Raw genomic sequence first — 20,184 nt, forward strand, 5'->3', positions numbered from 1 at the left:
TTCACTACGGTTGCCCCAATGTCTGCATTCGGGGTCATTGAGCTCACACAGTTGGCGTAATGGTAATCACACAGCGAGTTGATCGGCCAACGATATACTCACATGATGGTCGCTCAATATGGCAATCTCGATCAAGAAAAGGCTCAATCGGATCGGCATGGTTGGCAGGCATCGTGAGAGGTTTTCATGGATTTGATCGGGAAGGCAGTCTGGTACATTGAGACGCACTTCGAGGGTGAGCTGTCGCTTGACGAAGTGGCCAATGCCGCCGGTCTGTCCAAATTTCATCTCGTTCGTGCGTTTGGAACCCGCTCGGGGCAGTCCGTCATGCGCTACGTTCGCGCCCGAAGGTTAACCGAAGCGGCCAAGAAACTGATCAATGGAAACGACGGTATTCTCGATGTTGCAATCGAGGCCGGATATGGCTCTCACGAAGCGTTCACCCGGGCCTTTAGGGATCAATTTGGCGTCACGCCGGATGCGATCCGCAAAGCCCGCTGTCTCCAAAACATCGAACTTGTGGAGCCCATACGTATGACCGAAGAACCCATGGAAATTGCAGAACCCCGATTTGAAGAAGCTGACGCAATGCTCATTGTTGGCCTAAAGAGACGCTACAACGACACGTCTAGCGCCCAGATGCCAGCGCAATGGCAAGCCTTCTTGCCGCATATCGGTCAAATTGAAGGGCAGAAAGGCGATATCGCTTTTGGCGTGCTGTGCAACAGTGATGACGACGGCAACATCGACTACATGACCGGTGTCGAGGTCGCTGAATACTCCGATACCGCGAAGGAACTCGATGGTCTCCGCGTCCCGCCGCAGACCTACGCGGTTTTTCAGCACCAAGGACATGTCTCCGAGATCAGGCGAACCTGGAAATCAATCTTCGGTGAATGGCTGGCGCGAACGGAGCGCAAGCTCGTCGATGGACCCCAACTTGAGCGATACGGAGAGGGTTTTGACCCCCAAACTGGCCACGGGGACATAGAAATCTGGATACCTGTCGCTGAGTGACCCCGGCAAAACCATTGAGTGCCAAAACCTCACCCGGTTTAGTTGCTAGTGTGCCAAAACGCAGACGTTTGCGCACCATGCAGCATCAGTCACATTGGGCTCCTACCAGACCTTAGCCGCGCGCTGAACGAACGGCCGCTGTCGAGAACCAGCGTTCCGTGAGCAGTAGTTTGCGACGCTTCAATGACGCGACGGCGCGTCCACCATGTCATCGGTGCTGAGCAGGAGACATGCGCTCCAAAGCGGCGTCTTCCAGTAGGTCTTGTCGGACCGTTTGTCGCCATCACTGGCTTCAGCCAGAAACCCGATCCAGGTCAGGGGCCTTAAGACGTGGGTGAACAGAAACCCCGCGTGGTCGTAGTATTCCCGATCATAGACGCCTTGCCGTTCCAGCCCGTAAAGCGTTTTCACCAGATGCGGTTCTGTCAGGCCCTGTTCTGCCTCGACGTTGATGATGTTGAGGAAGATGTCCCAGTTCCCCGGCGCCGTGAATTCGGACCGGGCGGTGCGGGCGTGGTTGTAGCGGAAGAGATAGGTCTCGGCGAGGTCGGCAAAAAACGTACCTCGGTTCGAGGCCAAAGTCCTGGCTTTCTTTGAGACCTGGAACTTGCCCTTCACGTGTCGCCCGAGCTTCATGACGACCATGAGATCATGCACCACCATGGCTGGCGCGACATCCCATTCGTTCAGGACCTTGTTCAATCGCAGCAGTTCTTCAGCCCTGTAGTTCGGCCAGGGCGAGTTGTCCGCCATCCAGTGGGAGAATTTCCGGTTGAAGGCCTTGGTCTGTGTCAGTCCGATCCCACCGTGTGTGTCGGCATAGGTGAAGGCGAGCTCCATGACCCGCAGCAGCCGGGATTGGTCCAGGACAGGGTCTTCATCGGCAATGGGTCGAAGCTTGATCATGCCCCGCCATATCAGGTTGCGCAGGGACATGTCATTTCGGTTGTGGCAGGTTCATCCAACGTCAGGCGTCATCCATCGTGAACGTATCCAATCCTCTTGCGGTCTGGCGTGATCGGCACGCAGCCCGGCCACCTCTGTTCTCCTTCGTTTTCTTCCTGATGCAATCTCCGTGACCTGGCCCGTCTGGCGGGCGCGGCTTTCAGCCACCCCCTTCAAGCAGAACTTTCCCCTGCCTGCTTCGCAGCTATTCCTCGCGCAACAAAGTTCAGCCTGACAGCCGGTCCGGGCGGTCACGGTCTCTCGTTTGCATCGAAAACGAAGGAGAACCGATATGACCAAGTACTACACCGTCACCACCCCCGACACCGGCAAGGATGGCAAGACCCGCTTCCACAAGGTGGGCGTCGCCTTCCCGCAGAACGAAGGCGCCAAGTCCTTCATGACCATCCAACTCTTCGCAAACCCGGTGAATGGCGAACTCGTCCTCTTCGAGCCGAAAGCCGACAGCGACGACGGTCAGGTCACCGAATGACCCGGCCGGGGAGGGGCCTCGCGCCCCTCCCGCCAAACCTCACCGACATCTCACACGAAGGACAGACACAATGGAACTTCTGCCCCAATCCATACTAGACCAGCTGGCCGCCAATGGCCGCGCCAATCAGGCGCGCATCGAAGCCGGCGAGGACACCATCGACCATCACCCGGTCGTCAAGCTCTTCACACCTGACGGTGGTGCCACCTGGCTCCTGAGCGAAACCGATCCCGAAGATCCTGACATTGGCTTCGGACTCTGCGATCTCGGCCTTGGTTATCCGGAACTGGGTTCAGTTCGGCTCAGCGTCCTCAAGGCGCATCGCGGCCGCCTGGGACTGCCGATCGAACGAGACCTCCACTTCAAAGCCAACGCGCCCCTCAGCACCTATGCCGAGCGCGCCCGCGAAGCCGGAGGGATCGTCACATGAGCACCTAGTCGAATTGCTCAGAGAGGCATCGAAAAGCGCTGCCTCTCCCTTCGGTCGAACGCGCTTTCCGAGCTCCATTTTTGCTGAGACCAATTCAACTGAATTCACCCCGAACACATCAGCGCCTTTGAGGCGCTGACTTCGGGGGAGCACGAAAACTTCGCGCTGTTCTCCTGCTTCCTTGACGGCGAACCAGCGGATGCGATTGTTGCCGTGACGCCGCCTGAAAATGCGGAGGACGAGTACCAGATCATACCGCTCTTTGTCGGTATCACGGAAGGCATAGTGCTCACAGATCACGATGGGGATATCGCCTGATCGACTGCTGAATGCTGTCTCAAAACCTACAAGGTCACCCGTTTCGGGTGGCCTTTTCTGTGCCTGTTGCCCCTGGTTTTTCCCGTGCCTCAGGCAGAGCCGGTGGCTTCTGAATGTGCGTTGCTCCCAAGTCAACAAAGGCCAATTCGCTCAGCAAAGATTGGACCTTGAGGGTATTCTGAAACGCTCATTCGACTCCCAGACTCAGCCTGTTTCAGCTAAAGACGAATTGACATGAAGGTATGAAATATATAAAACATAGTAAGAAGAGACATTGGCAGGATATGGCCAATGTATACACATTTTGTCCGAGGGGTCTGAAGTGATGCGAGCCCGCAAGAACCTGACGCTCGAACAGCGCATCGAGATCGCGCGGCGGGCCCATGCGGGCGAGGCGGCGCGAGACCTCTCGGTCGAATACGGTGTCACCGTGCGGCACATCTCGCGGCTGGCGAAGGAGCATCGCGGCGAGGGCTTGGAGGTGCGCGATCCGTCCGAGATTGTGAGTTTCAGGGCCGCGCAATCCGAGCTCGAAGCCTTCGATGCGGAGTGGCGGACACGAGGCTTTTCCAATCGCAGCCAGGCCCTGAAAGCCGTCCTGCGGGCGCGCTGCGGCGTGCTGGACGTGACCGCGGATCGGCTCGACGGTTTCGTAGAGACCTGGCGTCAATCCCGCGATCTGACCGATGTCGGAATGGCGCTCGCCAAGGAGGTTCGGCGGGGTCGGCTGGGGCTGACGGAGGCCGACCGAGCCCTGGTGTCCGAGCTGGTCGATCTGGCGCAACGGATGACCCGTGAGCTCGGTGCGATGAAGGATCACGCACAGGTCCAGCGCGGCGCTGGGATGCCGGAAGTGGTGGAAATTCGGAACGCTGAGAGGAGGGTGGCAAGTGGCTGATCCTCTCGCTCTCTACACCGCCGTGATGGGTCGTCTCTGGGAGGACGAGCGCATCCGCGGCAAGGCCCAGGGGCGAATCGACGCGCGGCTTGCCGGACGCCGTCAGGGCCGCAGCTACGCACGGACCGGGCGGCTTTCGTTTCGCAACGTCGCCAAGGCGGCCTCCGGTCAGAGCCGGGCGGCGGTCTTCAAACGGATTAGGGCAGGGGGGTGCAAGACGAGGGGAAGTCTCGGCAGCCAGCTCTCCTACATCAACGACAAGGCGGTCTTCACCTACTCCACGATGACCAACCCGCTCGACGAACAGGCAGTGCTGTCGATCGAGCAGAAGGACGACATCATCGAGGCCTGGGCGAAGACCTGGCGCGGCACCACCAAGCTCGGCTTCACCTCTCATATGCTGCTCTCCTTCCCGACGGATGTGAGCACCGACAAGGTGCGCGACATCGCGCTCGACTGGGCCGAGCATTTCTTCGAGAGCGGCGAATATGACGATCAGTGGGATTACGTGCTGGCGGTCCATGATGACCGTGCACATCGTCACGCGCATATCGTTCTCAACAATCGCGGCCGCGAGCAGGGGACCTGGTTCTCCTGCTGGGCCGAGGGCGTGATGTCGCCCCAACTCATGCGCGAGAAGCAGGCGGAGATCGCCGAGGGCTATGGCGTGATGCTGGACGCAACCACGCGTCTGGAGCGCGGCATCTTCGCCAAAGCCCCCGGCATCGAAGAGATTTACCGGGCCAAGAAGGAGGCTCGCCTGCCGCGCGAGATCGCGATGACGCCGGTAGAATCCGCCATCGCCGAGGCCCAGGTCGTGGGCTTTGCCAAGGACTATGCCAAACTTGCCGATCTGCTGGATCGCATGGACCAACGCCATCTCGCGCGGGCCGTGCGGACCATGGCCAAGGGGCTCGGCACCAACACCCCATACAAGTTCACCGCAGGAGAGATCGACATGGACAATATCCGGACCGTCGGGGAGGCGATCGAGTATTCCGAACGCACCATCGAGGCGCTGCGTCTCAAAGCCGAAGAATTGGACGGGGAGGCGCGCGCCGGTTTCGAGGTGAAGGCCGCACCCATCATCCGCGACCTCTCGCAGATGGTGCCGGACCCCGATCTCAGGGCGCGCTTCGGGCGTGACCTTACTGAACCCTATCCGCCGGGCGCGGGCGATGCGCGTCTGATCGAGGCGCTGCAACCGGGCCGCGACGAGGCATTGGCCGACATCCTCTCGGAGGCCGAGGAGGCGGGGATCGACCGGGACGACCTCGTCGCCCGGATCGCTGCGGGCGGCACCACGAATTACGGTCTGGCGCAGGATTGGGTCGAACGCGACATGGGGGCCGTGCTCGCCAAGGACGGCCTCACCACCGAGACCGCCGATGATCGCGAGCTCGATGCCGCGCTCGGAAAGGTCGACGGCGTGATGGACCGGATCCTGGAACGGGCCCGGGAAATGGGCGTGCCCGTGGGCAGGGGGCTTGATGCCGAAGACGGACAGGAACTGACGCTGATCGACGACCGCGACCGGGGGCCGAACCCCTATCTGCAGGAGCTCGCCGAGATGCTGAAAGAGGGCCAGCTCAGCGAGCAGCAGGAGGAAGTGGTCGAGCGCACCCTGCAGGCGGAGCTCTTCAAGGAGCTCGGCGAGGAAGGTCTCGCCGAGCTGCGCCGCGGCAACTACACGGTGCTGGAAGAGGCGTTGCCCGGCAAGCTTGACCAGATCGCGGTCACGCAGGAATTCCTAGAGATGGCGCATGAGGAGACCGGCGACCAGGTCTTCACCGACCGCGCGGCGGCGCTGCAGCAGGTCAAGGCGACGGAGCTGGCCCGGCAGATGGAGGCCGAGCGGGATGGTGCCCGCGAGCTTGGCCTCGACCGCGACGACGAGCTCGGACTCTGAGCGGAGGCCCCCATATGAAACCCATCCCCCTCTGGGCCGCGGTGCCCTTCGGTCTGATCTGTGGCGCATTGCTTGGAACAATTGTCGCCAGCTTCTATCTGGCGCTGGCTTTGCGCACCGGGTTCGGTCAGTTCGACATGTTCGCCGTCTGGCGTGCCGGTGCAGGATTGCGCCTCGCGCATCCAGAAGCCTTCAAGGTGGCGTTTGGATCGGTCGGCTTCGGAGCACTCGGGCTTGGTCTTCTCGCCGCCGCCTGGACCTGGAAACGCGAGCAGGACGATTATGGCTCGGCCCATTGGCAGACCAAGGCGGAGCTTCGAAAGAACGGCATGCTGCAGGACCCCGGCAAGGGCTTCGTCTGCGGCAAGCTCGGCAAGCCGAAATCGAAATCCGAGTTCATCTCCTCGACCGAGATCCCCCACGTGATGATGGTAGCCCCGACCCGGGCCGGTAAGGGGGTGGGCTTCGTGATCCCGAACCTGCTGAGCTTTGCGGGCTCGGTCGTGGTGCTCGACGTCAAGGGCGAGAACTTCGACAAGACCTCGCGGCTCCGGGCATTGAATGGCGACGAGGTGTTTCGCTTCAGCCCTTTTGATTGGGCCAACAGCACCCATCGCTATAATCCGCTGGCCCGGATCGCAGCCTATCCCAGTTTCGCGCAGCGGTTCACCGAGGTGTCGATCCTGGCTGATCTCTTCCTCGACAAGTACAACAAGACCCTCGACACCTTCTCGGAAGCCGGCAAGTCGATCTTCGTCGCCGCCTGCCTGCTCGCGATCCAGCGCGGCACGCCGAACTTGGGCGCGGTAAACCAGATCGTCACCGGGGGGGATTACAAGAACGCCCAATACGGCGCCTATGCCGAAGAGGCGGAAGAACAGGTGGTCAAGGAGCTCTGGACCAATGCGGCGAGCGCCTCGTCGCGGCTCCTGACCTCGAACATCCAGGCGCTGATGACGGCCGGGCTCAAGCAATGGGACAACCCGGCGGTGCGTTCGGCAACGATGGCGAGCGATTTCGACTTCGCGGAGTTCCGGTGCAAGCCGCACTCTCTCTACATCGTGGTCTCGGAGGATCACATTGCCACGCTGGCACCGCTCCTGCGACTCATGTTCGCCGATCTCATCGCCTGCCTGCGCCTGAAGGAGCCGGGGCCGGGCGAGCCCTGGCCCGTCATGATGATGATCGACGAATTCCAGCAGATGGGCGCCATGCCCTATCTCGAACGCGCGATCCATTCGCTGGCGAGCTATGGCGGGCGCGTTGCCTTGATCGCGCAATCGCTCGCGGCGTTGGACCGTATCTACGGGCCCGAGGGCCGTGAGAGCTTGGAGAACGGGGCGGGGCTGAAGCTCTACATCACACCACGGGATCAGCGCACCGTGCGGGAGGTCTCGGCAGCTGTCGGCAGCACGACCCGCGAGGCGGTTACGCGCATGTACGGGCGCAACAAGGGGTTCCTGGGCGCGACCTCGACCTCGGCGCGGCTGGAAGAACGCCCGCTCCTCTCCGAGACCGAAGCGCGGCTCCTCGATCCGGATGAGGTCATCATCCTCGCCTCGCCCCAGCATCCGATCAAGGCTCAACGGATCAAGTTCTACGACGATCCGGTCTTCAGGGAGATGGTCGCGCGGCAGGAGGGCAGGGAGTTCCCCTATCCGCCGAGCGTGGAAGGCGCGGGGCCGTGGGTCGAGAGCGGCGATGGTCAGGAGGATGCAGAGAAACAGGAAACTGTCGGCACGCAGCGGTCACGGCGGCGCCAGGCTCGGGTTATGCGGGCTACGCCGAAGAAACTCAGTGCCGGCGATGTTCGCGCGGAGGACCTCGATCGGACGGACAGTGTGCCGCCTCAGTGGGAAGAGATGCTCGACCGGCAGGAGAGTTTCATTGAGGAGTTGTTGGGGGAATAGGATTACAACGGGCCGTGGAACAAAACGCGGCGAATGGCGGAAAGCAGAAGTGCGCCGCGGGTGTAATGTTCTAGTGGAATTCTGCAAAAGCAGACGTTCAACAGCGAGGCTGCAAAGCAAACAGAGAACACATTCGCAGCTTGCAGATCAGGTGGAATTCTTCGTCAGAAAGAGGTCCGATTTGTCAAACTTAATAGACTGAGCGGGCAGCAGAAAGGCACCCGCGTTGTCTGAGAAACGCTGGCGGAAAGCGCCGCAAGCTGGTGATCTGTCGGCGGCACACTCGCTGCTGGGCGCAATCTTAGCTTTTATCTCATGACGCACCATATAGGCTGTCCCGGATGCTGAATCGGGTCGCGGCACGCAAAGGGACTACGTCTAAAGACGTTTCTTTTTGGACTCATTCTCGTGCCAGTGGCACAATACCAGAAAGCTCTGCTTAATGTGTTTCGCCGGTCCACAACTGTACCGGCAAACGCGACCATGTGCGGCACTTGCGCCTGCCCAGAGATCAGTAGCGTTCAATCTCGCGTAGAATAAATATCACACCCAATACGAAAATTCCGTAGTTCATAGAGTGAATCGGTATAAGGTATTTGGTTTCCATCATCGTTAGGATACCACTGATGACAACTGGTTCGTCGGAGTTGGGTCAGAGAAACGCCAACACGTAGTGCGCAGTTTATTGAGGTTAGAGCTAAATGTTTGAATTTTGTACAACCCGGGCTGGCTCTCTCTCTAACAAGTTGTGCCGCGCTGCAGCAGCGATCAAAATCGCCGTACTCGCAATTTTTTTAGTGTCCAGCCTGGCCAGTGAGGCCAAAGCGTCCGACTTCACCCTGACATCCGTGCCCAACAACTTCACCGCTGTTCTTGAAGACGGCAACGGAAACTCAATCACAGTCACTGTTTCGCCGCAAAACACGTCTTGTGCGAGCATCAATGGTGCCGGGCGCATAACGCTGTTTCCCAGTCAGAGCCGTGCCGCGTGTAACCGTTCCGCGATTATGACCTATACAACGAATGGTTTCCTGCTGGATCGGGCTGTCTTTGAAGACATCGACGATATGGACGGCACAGCGCCACGCGATTCCTTTGCGGCAAACGTGCCGGGAACATGGACTTCACCAACCATCGAGATCTATCCGCTGGTCGGAACGCGCCCCCCTTGGTTGTCGGCCGCCGACGATCAGCGCGGTCGACTGATCGCCTCGGGTGCGGTCGGAAGCTTTCTGGCAAACGCGAGCGGCAACAATCCGACAAATGAGTCCGCAACATTTACGTTGGATACGCCAGCCACGTCTTTTTCGATCATCATGGATGATGTTCAAGGCTCACGGAATGCGCGTGTTCAATTTTCACTCGCAGCAATCACTGTGGATATTTCACCTGAGCTTACGTTGCAAAAGGTCGTCGACAATTCGCTTGGCGGCGATGCGGTGCCGGGTGACTTCACCTTGTCTTACACAAATGGCAGCACGGCATCCGGCAGTGGTGTCACCGGGTCTGCCGCTGTCACCGATGTCACGGTGCCGGTTGGCACATACACGATTTCAGAAACCAATGATCCGAACTATGCCTTAACGGCCACCTGTTCGGGCGGGGCGGACAGCAATCCGCTGGATGGTCTGGCTTTGGGGGATGCCGAGGATGTGACCTGCGTTCTGACCAACACCTTTGTTCCCGCCCCCGCGCTGGAGGTGACCAAGACCGTCCCGGCGACCAATCTGTCAAACCCTCCATCGGTGGGCGACACGATTGCCTATCAGGTGGTGGTTGAGAATACCGGCAACGTGGAAATGTCCAGCGTGGCCCCGGTTGATACCGGCCCGACCTTTGACGGAAATGCCCATGCGGGTGCTGATCTAAGTTGGGTGACGGGCGACAGCACGACACTTGCGCCGGGTGATACGGCGACGTTCACCGCGACCTATACGTTGGCGGCGGCAGATGTGGCGGCGCTGACCAGCGCGGCGGACCCAACCAACGCAATAGCCAACAGCGCGACCGCAACCGGCACGCCGGCGAACGGCACACTGCCCCCTGTGACGCCCAGCACGGCCACGACCGGATACAGCGCCGCGCCGGGGTTGAGCGTTGCCAAATCCGTGCCCGCCACCAACCTGTCGACACCGCCCGCAACCGGCGACACGATTGATTATCAGGTGGTGATTGAGAACACCGGCAACGTGGATATTGCTGGCGTGGCCCCTGTCGATACCGGCCCAACCTTTGACGGAAGCGCCCATGCGGGTGCCGATCTAAGCTGGACGACCGGTGACAGCACGACGCTGGCCCCCGGCGTCTCGGCCACGTTCACGGCAACCTATACCTTGGTGGCGGCAGATGTGACGGCGCTGACGGGAGCCGCGGACCCGACCAACGCGATTGCCAACAGCGCAAGCGCGTCCGGTACGCCGTCCAGTGGCAGCTTGCCTCCGGTGACGCCAAGCACGGCGACGACGGGCTATGCCGCCGCGCCCGGTATGAGCGTGGCGAAAAGTGTCGCTGCCAACAACCTGTCCACTCCGCCCGTCGCGGGCGACACGATTGAATATGAGGTGGTCGTCACCAACACGGGCAACGTGAACATCGACGGGGCAACGCCGGTGGACACCGGCCCGACCTTCGATGGCAATGCCCACGGCGGGGCGGATTTGTTCTGGTTTACGGTCGGCAGCACGACGCTGGTGCCGGGCGAGGCCAAGACCTATTTCGCGACCTATACGCTTGTGGCGGCCGATGTCGCCGCATTGACCAGTGCGGCTGACCCGACCAACGCGATTGCCAACAGTGCGACGGGGACTGGCACGCCGACCTCTGGCACGTTGCCGCCGGTGACGCCCAGCACCACGACGACCGGCTACACTGCTGCGCCGGGACTGGGTGTTGCCAAGTCCGTGCCCGCGACGAACCTGTCGAACCCGCCGTTGATCGGCGACACAATCGATTATCAGGTGGTTGTGACGAACAGCGGCAATGTGGATATCTCGGGCGTGGCCCCGGTGGACACCGGCCCGACATTTGATGGTACGGCCCATGCGGGCGCTGATCTGGTTTGGACAACGGGCGACAGCACGACGCTGGCCCCCGCAGACACCGCGACCTTCACTGCGACATATACGCTGGTGGCGGCGGATGTGGTGGCTTTGACCACGGCGGCAGATACGGCGACGGCGATTGCCAACAGCGCGACCGCGACCGGCACACCGATCAGCGGCAGCCTGCCGCCCGTGACGCCCAGCAGTTCGACCACAGGGTATACCGCAGCGCCCGGCATCAATGTTGAAAAGACCGCGAACACATCCGGGTTCAGCACACCTGTTACGGCGGGCGACCAGATCGCCTTTACGATCCGCGTGGCCAACACGGGCAACACCGCGCTGACCAATGTGTCGCTGAATGACAGTCTAACCCGGCGCGATGGCGCAACGCTGACCTTGTCGGTTCCCGGCACGCCCAGCTCCGGCGATGGGGGCGTGCCCGGCACGCTCGATATCGGCGAGACATGGGAATATCAGGCGACCTATACGCTGGTGCAGGATGATATCAACGCAGGTGGCGTCGAAAACACAGTGACCGGCACGGCGGATGTGCCGGGCGGCGGCACTGTGTCGGATGTCTCGGACGATGGCGATGATGGGGACGGCAACACCACCGACGACCCGACCCAGGTGAATATTGGCGCGTCGCCGACGATCACTCTGGCGAAAAGTCTGGCCGCCAGCAGCCCCAACCCGTTTGATACGGTCGGGCAAGTGCTGGCCTATGAGTTCCTTGTCACCAATACAGGCAACGTGACGATCACCGCGCCGGTCAGCATCAATGACCCGCTGATCGCGGGGCAGGGCACCGGACCTGTCAGTTGCCCGACCGGACCGATCCTGCCGACTGCCAGCATCACCTGTACCGGCAGCTATCAGGTCACCCAAGACGATTTGAACAGCGGAGAGGTCGTGAACGCGGCCACCGCCAGTGTCACCCAGCCTGTTGTGCCGGTGACGCCGGGCGGGCCGACCTCTGTCACCGCGACGGATGGGCCGTCGGGTGTGACGGTTCCGGCAGATGCCACCGCGTCCATCAGCTTCGGCAAGGCGCTGGCAGGCGCATCCGCCCTGACCTATGCGGCGGTTGGCGATCAGCTGACCTATGAATTCACCGTCACCAATGACGGCAACATCACTTTGGATGGGCCGTTCACCGTGGATGACGACCAGATCGGCAACGGGCTTGCCTGTGGCACCGGTCCGCTTTTGCCCGGCGCGAACGTGACATGCACCCATGTCTGGACCGCCGCGCAAGAGGATCTGGACGCCGGATCAGTGACCAATATCGCGTCCGCCGCGACAACGCAGGGTGGCAGCCCGGTTCAGTCGCCAACCGACACGCTGACCGTCAATGCCTCGACCAGCCCCGCGCTGACGGTTGACAAGACGCTGCAATCCGCCACGCCAGACGTCTTTGATGAAAACACTGAGCTTAGCTATCAGTTCGAGGTGACGAACACCGGCAACGTCACCATTGCCGGGCCAATCACCATCACCGACAACAAGGCGACGGGCATCACCTGTGCGCCGTTGACCAATGGAGAGTTGCTGCCCACCGAAAACGTCATCTGCACCGGTTCCTATACGATGGTTGCGGGCGATGTGGGCTTTGGGTCCGTCACCAACGTCGCCACCGCGACGGGTGATTATAACGGCACCGCTGTCACCTCGCCGTCTGATGATGCGATTTACCCGGTCACAGCGACGCCCGCGATCACCCTGACCAAAGACAGCGACCCAACGGACGTGACCTTTGTCGCCGAGGGCGATGTGATCACCTACAGCTATCAGATCACCAATGGTCCGACCGTCGCCCTGTCGGAAGACATCTCGATTGATGATGACAAGATCGGCGCGCCGTTCGTGTGTTACGATGCGTCGGTTAGTGGTGTGTTTGGGGTGAATGAAACCGCGACCTGTACCGCGCAATATACCGTTACCCAAGCTGACGTGGACGCCGGCGAGGTGACGAATATCGCCGTTGGCTCGACCACCTTTGCGCCGGGCACGCCGGACGAAACGCTGGTATTGTCGGGTCAGGCCACCAAGACCGTCCCGGCTGACACCGATCCGTCGCTGTCGATCAGCAAGACCATCACGGACGGCCCGCAACCTGATGCAGTCGCCGGAGATGTGATCGAATTCACCATCATCGCGACCAATGACGGCAACCAGACGATCGCAAACGCATCAGTGAGCGACCCGGATGTGGCCGCGCTGACCTGCACCCATCTTGGGTCGACCGTCACCGCACCTGTCACCCTGTTGCCGACCGAGACGATCACCTGCGTTGGTGACTATACCGTGACGCAAGCCGACCTTGATGCGCAAAGCAAGATCAACATCGCGAACGTGTCTGGCACCGATCCCACCGGGGCGACGGTGTCGGTCGACGGGCAGGTGACTGTTGCGCTGGTGGACAGTACCGCCGCACTTGAGCTGGAAAAAACCGTCACCCCCGCTGTGGCCCCCGGCACGCCGGTCTTCACGCAGGCAGGCGATACCGTCACCTTCTCGGTTCTGGCGCGCAACACGGGCAACGTGTCGCTGGAAAATGTGGTGATCACCGATGACCTTCCCGTGACGCCGACAAGCTGCACGGTGGGCGACCTTGCCGTCGGTCAGGCGCTGACCGTTTGCACCTTTACCTATACCGTGACGCAAGATGACGTGGATGCCGTGAACGGAGCCGCCCCGACCTATGGCGGGTTCACCAACATCGCGCGTGCCACGGCCAATGACGTGACGCCGGATGCCACGCCGATCACTGCGCAAGACGACGTGTTCGTGCGCGGCCCGGATCAGGCGCCCAGCTTCTCGCTTGCCAAATCGGCAGATGCGGCGCAGATCGCATCCGTTGGGCAGGTGGTGAATTACAGCTATCTGGTGACCAACACGGGCAATATCACGCTGACCGCCTTGCCGATCGTGGCGGACGACAAGATCGCCAGCGTTTCCTGCCCTGCGCTGCCGGGTGGAGAACTTGCACCGGGCGACGATCTGACCTGCACCGGCAGTTACACGGTGACGCAGGCCGACCTGAACGCAGGCAGCCTGACCAATATCGCGCGCGTGTCCTCGCCCGAAGTGCCTTTGCCTGTCACACCGGGTCCTGAAACGGACACCGTGACCTTGCCCGCCAACCGCACCGCGTCGGTGGATTTCGCCAAAACGGCCTCGATCACCTCAGGCGCGGCTGTTGGCGATGTGATCACCTATACCTACAGCGCGACCAACACCGGCAATGTGACATTGACCGATGTGGCGGTCAGCGACCAGCACACAAGCGCGGCTGGCACCGTGGCGCTGAGCGTCGGTGGTGATGCGATTGATACGGATGTCGCACCAGCCGGGGACAGCACAGATGCCGCCGCCGATGGCAGCTGGGATACGCTCGCGCCGGGCGACAGTGTGACCTTCACGGCCAGCTATACCGTCACGCAGGATGACGTGAACCAACAGGGGTCGCTGGACAACACAGCAAGCTTGACTGCCACACCGCCCGCAGGGCTTCCCCCTGTTAATGAAACCGACGGGCTGTCGATCCCGGTCACCGCCCCGACGCCGGGGATTACTGCGCTGAAGACGCTGGCGACCGGTGGGTTGTCTTCGCCCCCCGTGGCGGGCGAGACACTGGATTACACCATCACCGTCACCAACTCGGGCAATCAGGATCTGAGCAATATCAGCCTGATCGACGTGTTCCAACGGCTTGACGGATCGACCATCACCCCCGCCGCCCCGCCGCAATATGTCAGTGGCGATGTTGGCACGGCCAATGTGTTGGATGTGGGCGAGGCATGGACCTATTCCTTCCAACACGTGCTGACGCAGGCGGATATCGACGCAGGTGGCGTCAGCAACCAAGTCACCGCGCGCGGCCAGTCGCCCAGCAATGCGCTGGTGTCGGATGCGTCCGACGATGGCAACCCGGCCAATGGTGACGACAACCCGACCGTTTTGCCAATCGCCGTGACACCGGGGATCGAGGGGCAGAAAACCCTGACTTCGGGCAGCGGCGTGGTGGGCAGTCAGCTGGTCTTCCTGATCGAGGTGACGAATACGGGCAACGTGACGCTGACCAGTACCGGCATCCAATCTGACACGCTGACGCGAGTGGATGGCACACCGCTGACGCCCTCGGCCCCGTCGTTCGTTGGATCGACGCAAGGGTCTGGCGCAGGCACTCTGTTGCCCGGCGAGGTTGCCAGCTACGAGGTCCGCTATACGCTGATCCAAGACGATATTGACGGCGGCGGCGTGCGCAACAGCGCGACCGTCACCGGCACCCCGCCCAGTGGCGTGCCGATCACCGATGTAACCGATGACGGTGACGACGGTGACGGCAACACAACCAATGACCCGACCGAGGTTCTGATCACCCCGACCCCGGCGCTGTCGATGGTCAAGACGGTTGGGGCGGGATCGTCCAACCCCTATGACACCGTCGGCCAGCAGATCAATTATGACTTCGCCGTCACCAATGATGGCAATGTCACCCTGACCGATCCGATCACCATCGCGGATGATTTAATTGATGGGGCAGGGGGCAGTGTCACCTGTGATCCGCTGCCCGTGGGTGGGCTGACCCCCACCGCGACGCTGAATTGTGCCGGGTCTTATACGGTGACGCAGGACGATATCGACAACGGGTCGGTGACCAATACGGCGACGGCCTCCAGCGGGGCGACGACATCGGCACCTGACAGCGTGACGGTGCCGGCCGGCCAGACCGATGCGCTGACCCTGTTGAAAGTGGCAGACCCGGTGCCCGGCCCCGACTTCTTCGTCGGTGCCACGGCGACCTATACCTATACGCTGACCAATACGGGCAACACGACGCAGGTCGGGCCGTTCAGTATCGACGATAACCTGGTTGATGCGGGTGACATTACCTGCCCTGTCCCTGCGGGGAACGAACTTGCGCCGGGCGATGATCTGGTCTGCACCGGCACCTATACGGTCACCGCGACCGATGTGGATCTGGGATCGGTGACCAACCTTGCGACGGGTAGTTCGTCCACGACGACCTCGCCTCTGACGTCTGAAACAATTCCCGACCAAGGCGTTGCCGCCTTGTCGATCGACAAGCAGTTGGTCGCGGGCCCGGACTTCTCCGAAGTGGGCGATGTGATCGGCTATCAGTTCATCGTGACCAACAGCGGCACGCGGACCCTGATCGACCCGATCATCGTGCGCGACAGCATTCTGGGCGACATCACCTGCTGGACGCCCAACCCGCCCAGCGACCCGGATTTCCAAGCCGGGGAAGAGGCGATCTGTGTCGGTGACTACGTTGTGACGCAGCCCGATCTGGATCGTGGTTTCGTCTTCAACGAGGCTTACGCCGAAACCACCTATGGCCCTGGTGACACACCGGTGGTCAGCCCGCCGGACAGTGTGACGGTGGATGGCGACCTGACGCCGGACCTGACGCTGACCAAAACGGCGGCGACCTTGCCGGTGACGGCGGTCGGGCAGTCGCTGACCTATACGCTGATCGCCGAGAACACGGGCAACCAAACCCTGACGAACGTGTCGATCTCTGATCCGTTCGTGCCCGGCCTTCCCTGCACGACAGCAACACTGGCGCGTGGAACAACGCTGCAATGCACCTTCCCCTATACGGTCACGCAGGCGGATATCGACAGCGGCACCCTGTCAAACCGCGCTGATGTAACGGCGCAGAACCCGCAAGGCGCGCCTGTGACCACCTTTGCCACGCTGGACATCCCGATGCCCGCCGCCGCCCCGGCGATGGAGCTTGCGAAGGTTGCGACGCCGTCGCCCTTCGGCGCGGCTGGCAGCACGCTGACCTATCAACTGTCAGTCACCAACATCGGCAATGTGACCCTGTCCAATGTTGAGGTGAGCGATCCGATGGGCGGTGGCCAGATTTGCACGATCGCTTCGATTGCGCCCGGCGACACCACAGGCGGGTGCAGCTTTGATGTGACCGTCACCCAAGACATGGTCGATGCGGGCGAAGTTGTGAACAACGCCTCGGCCACCGCGACCGATCCGTCCAACACGCCGGTAAATGACACGGTCGAATTGACGACCCCCGGCCCGGCTCGCGGCCCCGCGCTTGAGGCGACGAAGGTCGTTCTGGGCGGGCAGTCGGTGGTTGGTGGGCTGGTGGATTACAGCCTGTCCATCGCCAATACCGGCAACGTCACGCTGCGCAATGTGAATGTCGTGGACCAGATGCAATCGCTGCAAGGCGCGGTCACGACGCTGGATGCGCCCTTTGCGCTGGACCCCGCCAGCGACACGGATAGCGATGGTGAATTGGATGTGGGCGAGGTCTGGACCTATACTGCCTCGGTCACGCTGCGCCAGATTGATCTGAACCATGCAGGGCTGTCCAATCAGGTCACCGTCACAGCCGATGGTCCCGCAGGTAGCGGGCAGGCGACGGATGTGTCTGATGATGGCGATGACAGCGACGGTAACACCGTCGACGATCCCACCATCTTCGATGTGGTCGTGGACCCGCAACTGACTGTTGTGAAAGCCGTTTTGACCCCGGGCACCCGTGCTGGCGATCAGGTGGTGTTTGAGATTACGGCGACCAACACCGGCAACCAGGACCTGACCGATCTAAGCGCGAGCGACACGCTGCTGCGCGCCGATGGCACACCGATCCCGGCAACTGCCACGCCGCTGTCTGTGCCCGCGACGCTGTCACCGACCGAGGACGCGGTTTGGCGCGTGACCCACACGCTGACCCAAGCGGATGTGGATGCAGGCGGGTTACGCAATAGCGCGGTTGTCAGCGGCCTGTCGCCCGATAGCTCTCCGGTCAGCGACCTGTCAGCCGATGATGATCCGCTGGACGGCAACAACACCGACGACCCGACCGAAATGCTGATCGCACCCGCACCGGGGATGGAGGTCATCAAGCGTGAAGTCTCTGCCGGAACTGCGGCAGGTGAGTCCGTTGTTTACGAGGTGACGGTTGAAAACACAGGCAATGTGACCCTGACGGGTATCGCGCTGACGGATCAACTGACCGCCATTGATGGCACCGATCCGCGCGCCCTAACGCCGGTGTTCAACAGCGCGGATGGCACGCCGCCGTCACCGGCTGGAACATTGCTGCCGGGCGAGACCGCGACCTATGACGTGTCCCACGTGTTGACGCAGGATGACGTGAACAAGGGCGGGGTGATCAACGTAATTACCGCAAGCGCCGCGACCCCGCTTGGCGGATCGACCTCGGATGTGTCCGATGATGACGGGGTGGGGACGGATGACCCAACCGTCACACCGATCGCCGCCGCCCCTGCGCTGGATGTGACGAAAACCGCCGGAGCGCCCTCGCGCCTGTTCCACACGGTCGAGCAATCGACCTTCACGATCACTGTGACCAACACCGGCAACATCACCCAGACGGGTATTCAGGTCGTGGACGATCTGGTGACGTTCCTTGCGCCTGCGACGCTGTTGTCCGCCGACTATCCGATCACGACCACGGCGGCAGATTTCGCGGGCGGCACCGCCAGTGCCACGTTCGATGGTGTGGGCGACACCGCACTTCTGTCCGGCGACCCAACGCTTGATCCGGGCGAGACGGGCACGATCACCGTCACCATGGTCTATTCCACCGCAAACGGCTTCCCGACCGCGCCGAACACGGCCAGTGCGACCTCGACCCAGTTGACCACGCCCAGCATCGGGCAGGGACCGCTGACGCCGAATGACAATGACGGCGACGGGATCCCGGATTATCAGGATTTTGACCCGACCGGCTATTTCTATTGCGAACAGGACGGGTCTGTTCTGACAGGCGGTCAGGTCAGCATTTCGGGTGGCGGGTTCACCCAAACCGGGGTGGGAACCAACGGGCCGATTGTCGTCACCGATGACGGCTCGACCGGGTTCTATCAGTTCTTTGTCACCGCGCCGGGCACATACACGCTGGCCGTGACCTATCCGCCGATTGGCACGCCATCGACGACGCGCACGCCCGGAGGCACGCTGGATACGACCACGCTGTTGCCGGCAAATCCGGCGCTGATCGGGTCGGGGACAACGGCGGACGGATTGACGCTGGCGGATTACACGGCCGGGGGCAATCCGTTCTACTTCACCTTTGATATCGAAGCGGGCGATCCCGAGGTTCAGAACAACAACATCCCGTTGATGGATTGCCGTCCCGGCGTGCCGCTTGTTGCCACCAAGGCGGCAGACCGCGACACGGCGGTGTTCGGCGAAACCGTGAATTTCACCCTGACGTTTGAGAATTTGTCCGGCGCGACATTCCGCGATACCCGTCTGGTGGACGAGCTTCCGCCGGGCTTGCTGTATACCCCCGGCACCGCACGGGTGAACGGCACGGCGTTGGAGCCGAACGTGACTGGCCGCCAACTGCGCTGGATCGAAACGCTTAGCGCGTCCGAGAAGGTGACGATCACCTTTGCCGCCCGCATCGCGTCGCGCGGAAACTTCGGCACGCTGACCAACCGCACATGGGCACAGGATGCGACCGGAAACGTGCTGTCGAACGTCGCGATGGCGGATATCGAAATCCGGCCTGAGCATGTGTTCGATTGCTCGGACGTGATCGGCAAGGTGTTCGACGACAAGAACCGCAACGGCTATCAGGATGGGCCGGGCACGTTGCCGGAACCGATCTTTGACGACAGCTTGTATGACGGCAGCAAAGGTAAGCTTGCCCCGACCGTTGAACACCCCAACACGTCCGAGCCGGGCTTGCCGGATGTGCGCCTTGTGTCGCCCAATGGCACGATCATCACCACGGATGATTATGGCCGCTTCTCGGTCCCCTGTGCAGCACTTCCCCGCACCATCGGGTCGAACTTCATGCTGAAGCTCGACAAGCGCAGCTTGCCCACGGGCTATCGCGTCACTACGGAAAACCCGCGGGTGATCCGCCTGACTCCGGGCAAGATTGCCAAGCTGAACTTCGGTGCCGCGATTGGCAATGTGGTCGATATCGACCTGACCCGTGCGGCCTTCGCCAATGGAACGACGCAGCCGAGCGCGGGGCTTGCGCGGGCTCTGACCTCGCTGATCAGCCAGATCAGTGACAAAGAGACGGCGATCGAGCTGACATATGTGCTGGGCGCAGGTGAAGAGCCGGCCACGGGACGCGCACGTCTGAGGGCCGTCAAGCAGGCGCTTCAAATCCAGTGGCACGGAAACTATCGCCTTGATGTGGGCACCAATGTGGTGCGCAGACAATGAGCGC

Annotated in this window: 8 protein-coding genes; 7 read left to right on the forward strand and 1 reads right to left on the reverse strand. The window is 61.6% G+C overall.

What is annotated here, in order from left to right:
• Window positions 1-186: 186 nt before the first annotated feature.
• Entirely contained in the window at window positions 187-1,017 is an 831-nt protein-coding gene (locus tag J3R80_RS16640) for an AraC family transcriptional regulator (protein WP_275394910.1), read from the forward strand.
• Between the two features lie 180 nt (window positions 1,018-1,197).
• Here the strand turns inward: J3R80_RS16640 and J3R80_RS16645 are convergent, their stop codons facing one another.
• Window positions 1,198-1,923, reverse strand: a complete 726-nt coding sequence (locus J3R80_RS16645) for a hypothetical protein (protein WP_275394911.1) — start codon at window positions 1,921-1,923, stop codon at window positions 1,198-1,200.
• A 331-nt stretch (window positions 1,924-2,254) separates the two neighbouring features.
• Between J3R80_RS16645 and J3R80_RS16650 the strand changes: the two genes are divergently transcribed.
• The 6 genes from J3R80_RS16650 to J3R80_RS16675 all read left to right on the forward strand — a co-directional run bounded on the left by J3R80_RS16650 (window position 2,255) and on the right by J3R80_RS16675 (window position 20,180).
• Window positions 2,255-2,455, forward strand: coding sequence for a hypothetical protein (locus J3R80_RS16650; protein ID WP_152456230.1), 201 nt, complete (start codon window positions 2,255-2,257; stop codon window positions 2,453-2,455).
• Window positions 2,456-2,525: 70 nt separating this feature from the next.
• On the forward strand, window positions 2,526-2,885 hold the full coding sequence (locus tag J3R80_RS16655) for a DUF2958 domain-containing protein (RefSeq protein ID WP_275394912.1): 360 nt from the start codon (window positions 2,526-2,528) through the stop codon (window positions 2,883-2,885).
• Window positions 2,886-3,528: 643 nt separating this feature from the next.
• Window positions 3,529-4,101, forward strand: a complete 573-nt coding sequence (locus J3R80_RS16660) for a hypothetical protein (protein WP_275394913.1) — start codon at window positions 3,529-3,531, stop codon at window positions 4,099-4,101.
• Window positions 4,094-6,010 (forward strand): relaxase/mobilization nuclease domain-containing protein, encoded by a 1,917-nt coding sequence (locus J3R80_RS16665; protein ID WP_275394914.1) that lies wholly within the window; start codon window positions 4,094-4,096, stop codon window positions 6,008-6,010. Before J3R80_RS16660 ends, J3R80_RS16665 begins: the two co-directional genes overlap by 8 nt.
• A 14-nt stretch (window positions 6,011-6,024) precedes the next feature.
• A complete protein-coding gene (locus J3R80_RS16670; protein ID WP_275394915.1) occupies window positions 6,025-7,920 on the forward strand; it encodes a type IV secretory system conjugative DNA transfer family protein in 1,896 nt (631 codons plus the stop codon).
• 1,007 nt (window positions 7,921-8,927) lie between these two features.
• Window positions 8,928-20,180 carry a hypothetical protein gene (locus tag J3R80_RS16675; protein WP_275394916.1) on the forward strand — a complete coding sequence of 3,751 codons (11,253 nt, stop codon included), beginning with the start codon at window positions 8,928-8,930 and terminating at the stop codon, window positions 20,178-20,180.
• The last annotated feature ends 4 nt before the right edge of the window (window positions 20,181-20,184 follow it).

The sequence above is a fragment of the Aliiroseovarius sp. Z3 genome, from assembly GCF_029105185.1.
Classification (GTDB): Bacteria; Pseudomonadota; Alphaproteobacteria; order Rhodobacterales; family Rhodobacteraceae; genus Aliiroseovarius.

Coding starts and splice junctions, on each gene's coding strand:
- J3R80_RS16640 (WP_275394910.1), top strand. CDS start 187: ATGGATTTGATCGGGAAGGCAGTCTGGTACATTGAGACGCACTTCGAG.
- J3R80_RS16645 (WP_275394911.1), bottom strand. CDS start 1,923: ATGATCAAGCTTCGACCCATTGCCGATGAAGACCCTGTCCTGGACCAA.
- J3R80_RS16650 (WP_152456230.1), top strand. CDS start 2,255: ATGACCAAGTACTACACCGTCACCACCCCCGACACCGGCAAGGATGGC.
- J3R80_RS16655 (WP_275394912.1), top strand. CDS start 2,526: ATGGAACTTCTGCCCCAATCCATACTAGACCAGCTGGCCGCCAATGGC.
- J3R80_RS16660 (WP_275394913.1), top strand. CDS start 3,529: ATGCGAGCCCGCAAGAACCTGACGCTCGAACAGCGCATCGAGATCGCG.
- J3R80_RS16670 (WP_275394915.1), top strand. CDS start 6,025: ATGAAACCCATCCCCCTCTGGGCCGCGGTGCCCTTCGGTCTGATCTGT.
- J3R80_RS16675 (WP_275394916.1), top strand. CDS start 8,928: ATGACCTATACAACGAATGGTTTCCTGCTGGATCGGGCTGTCTTTGAA.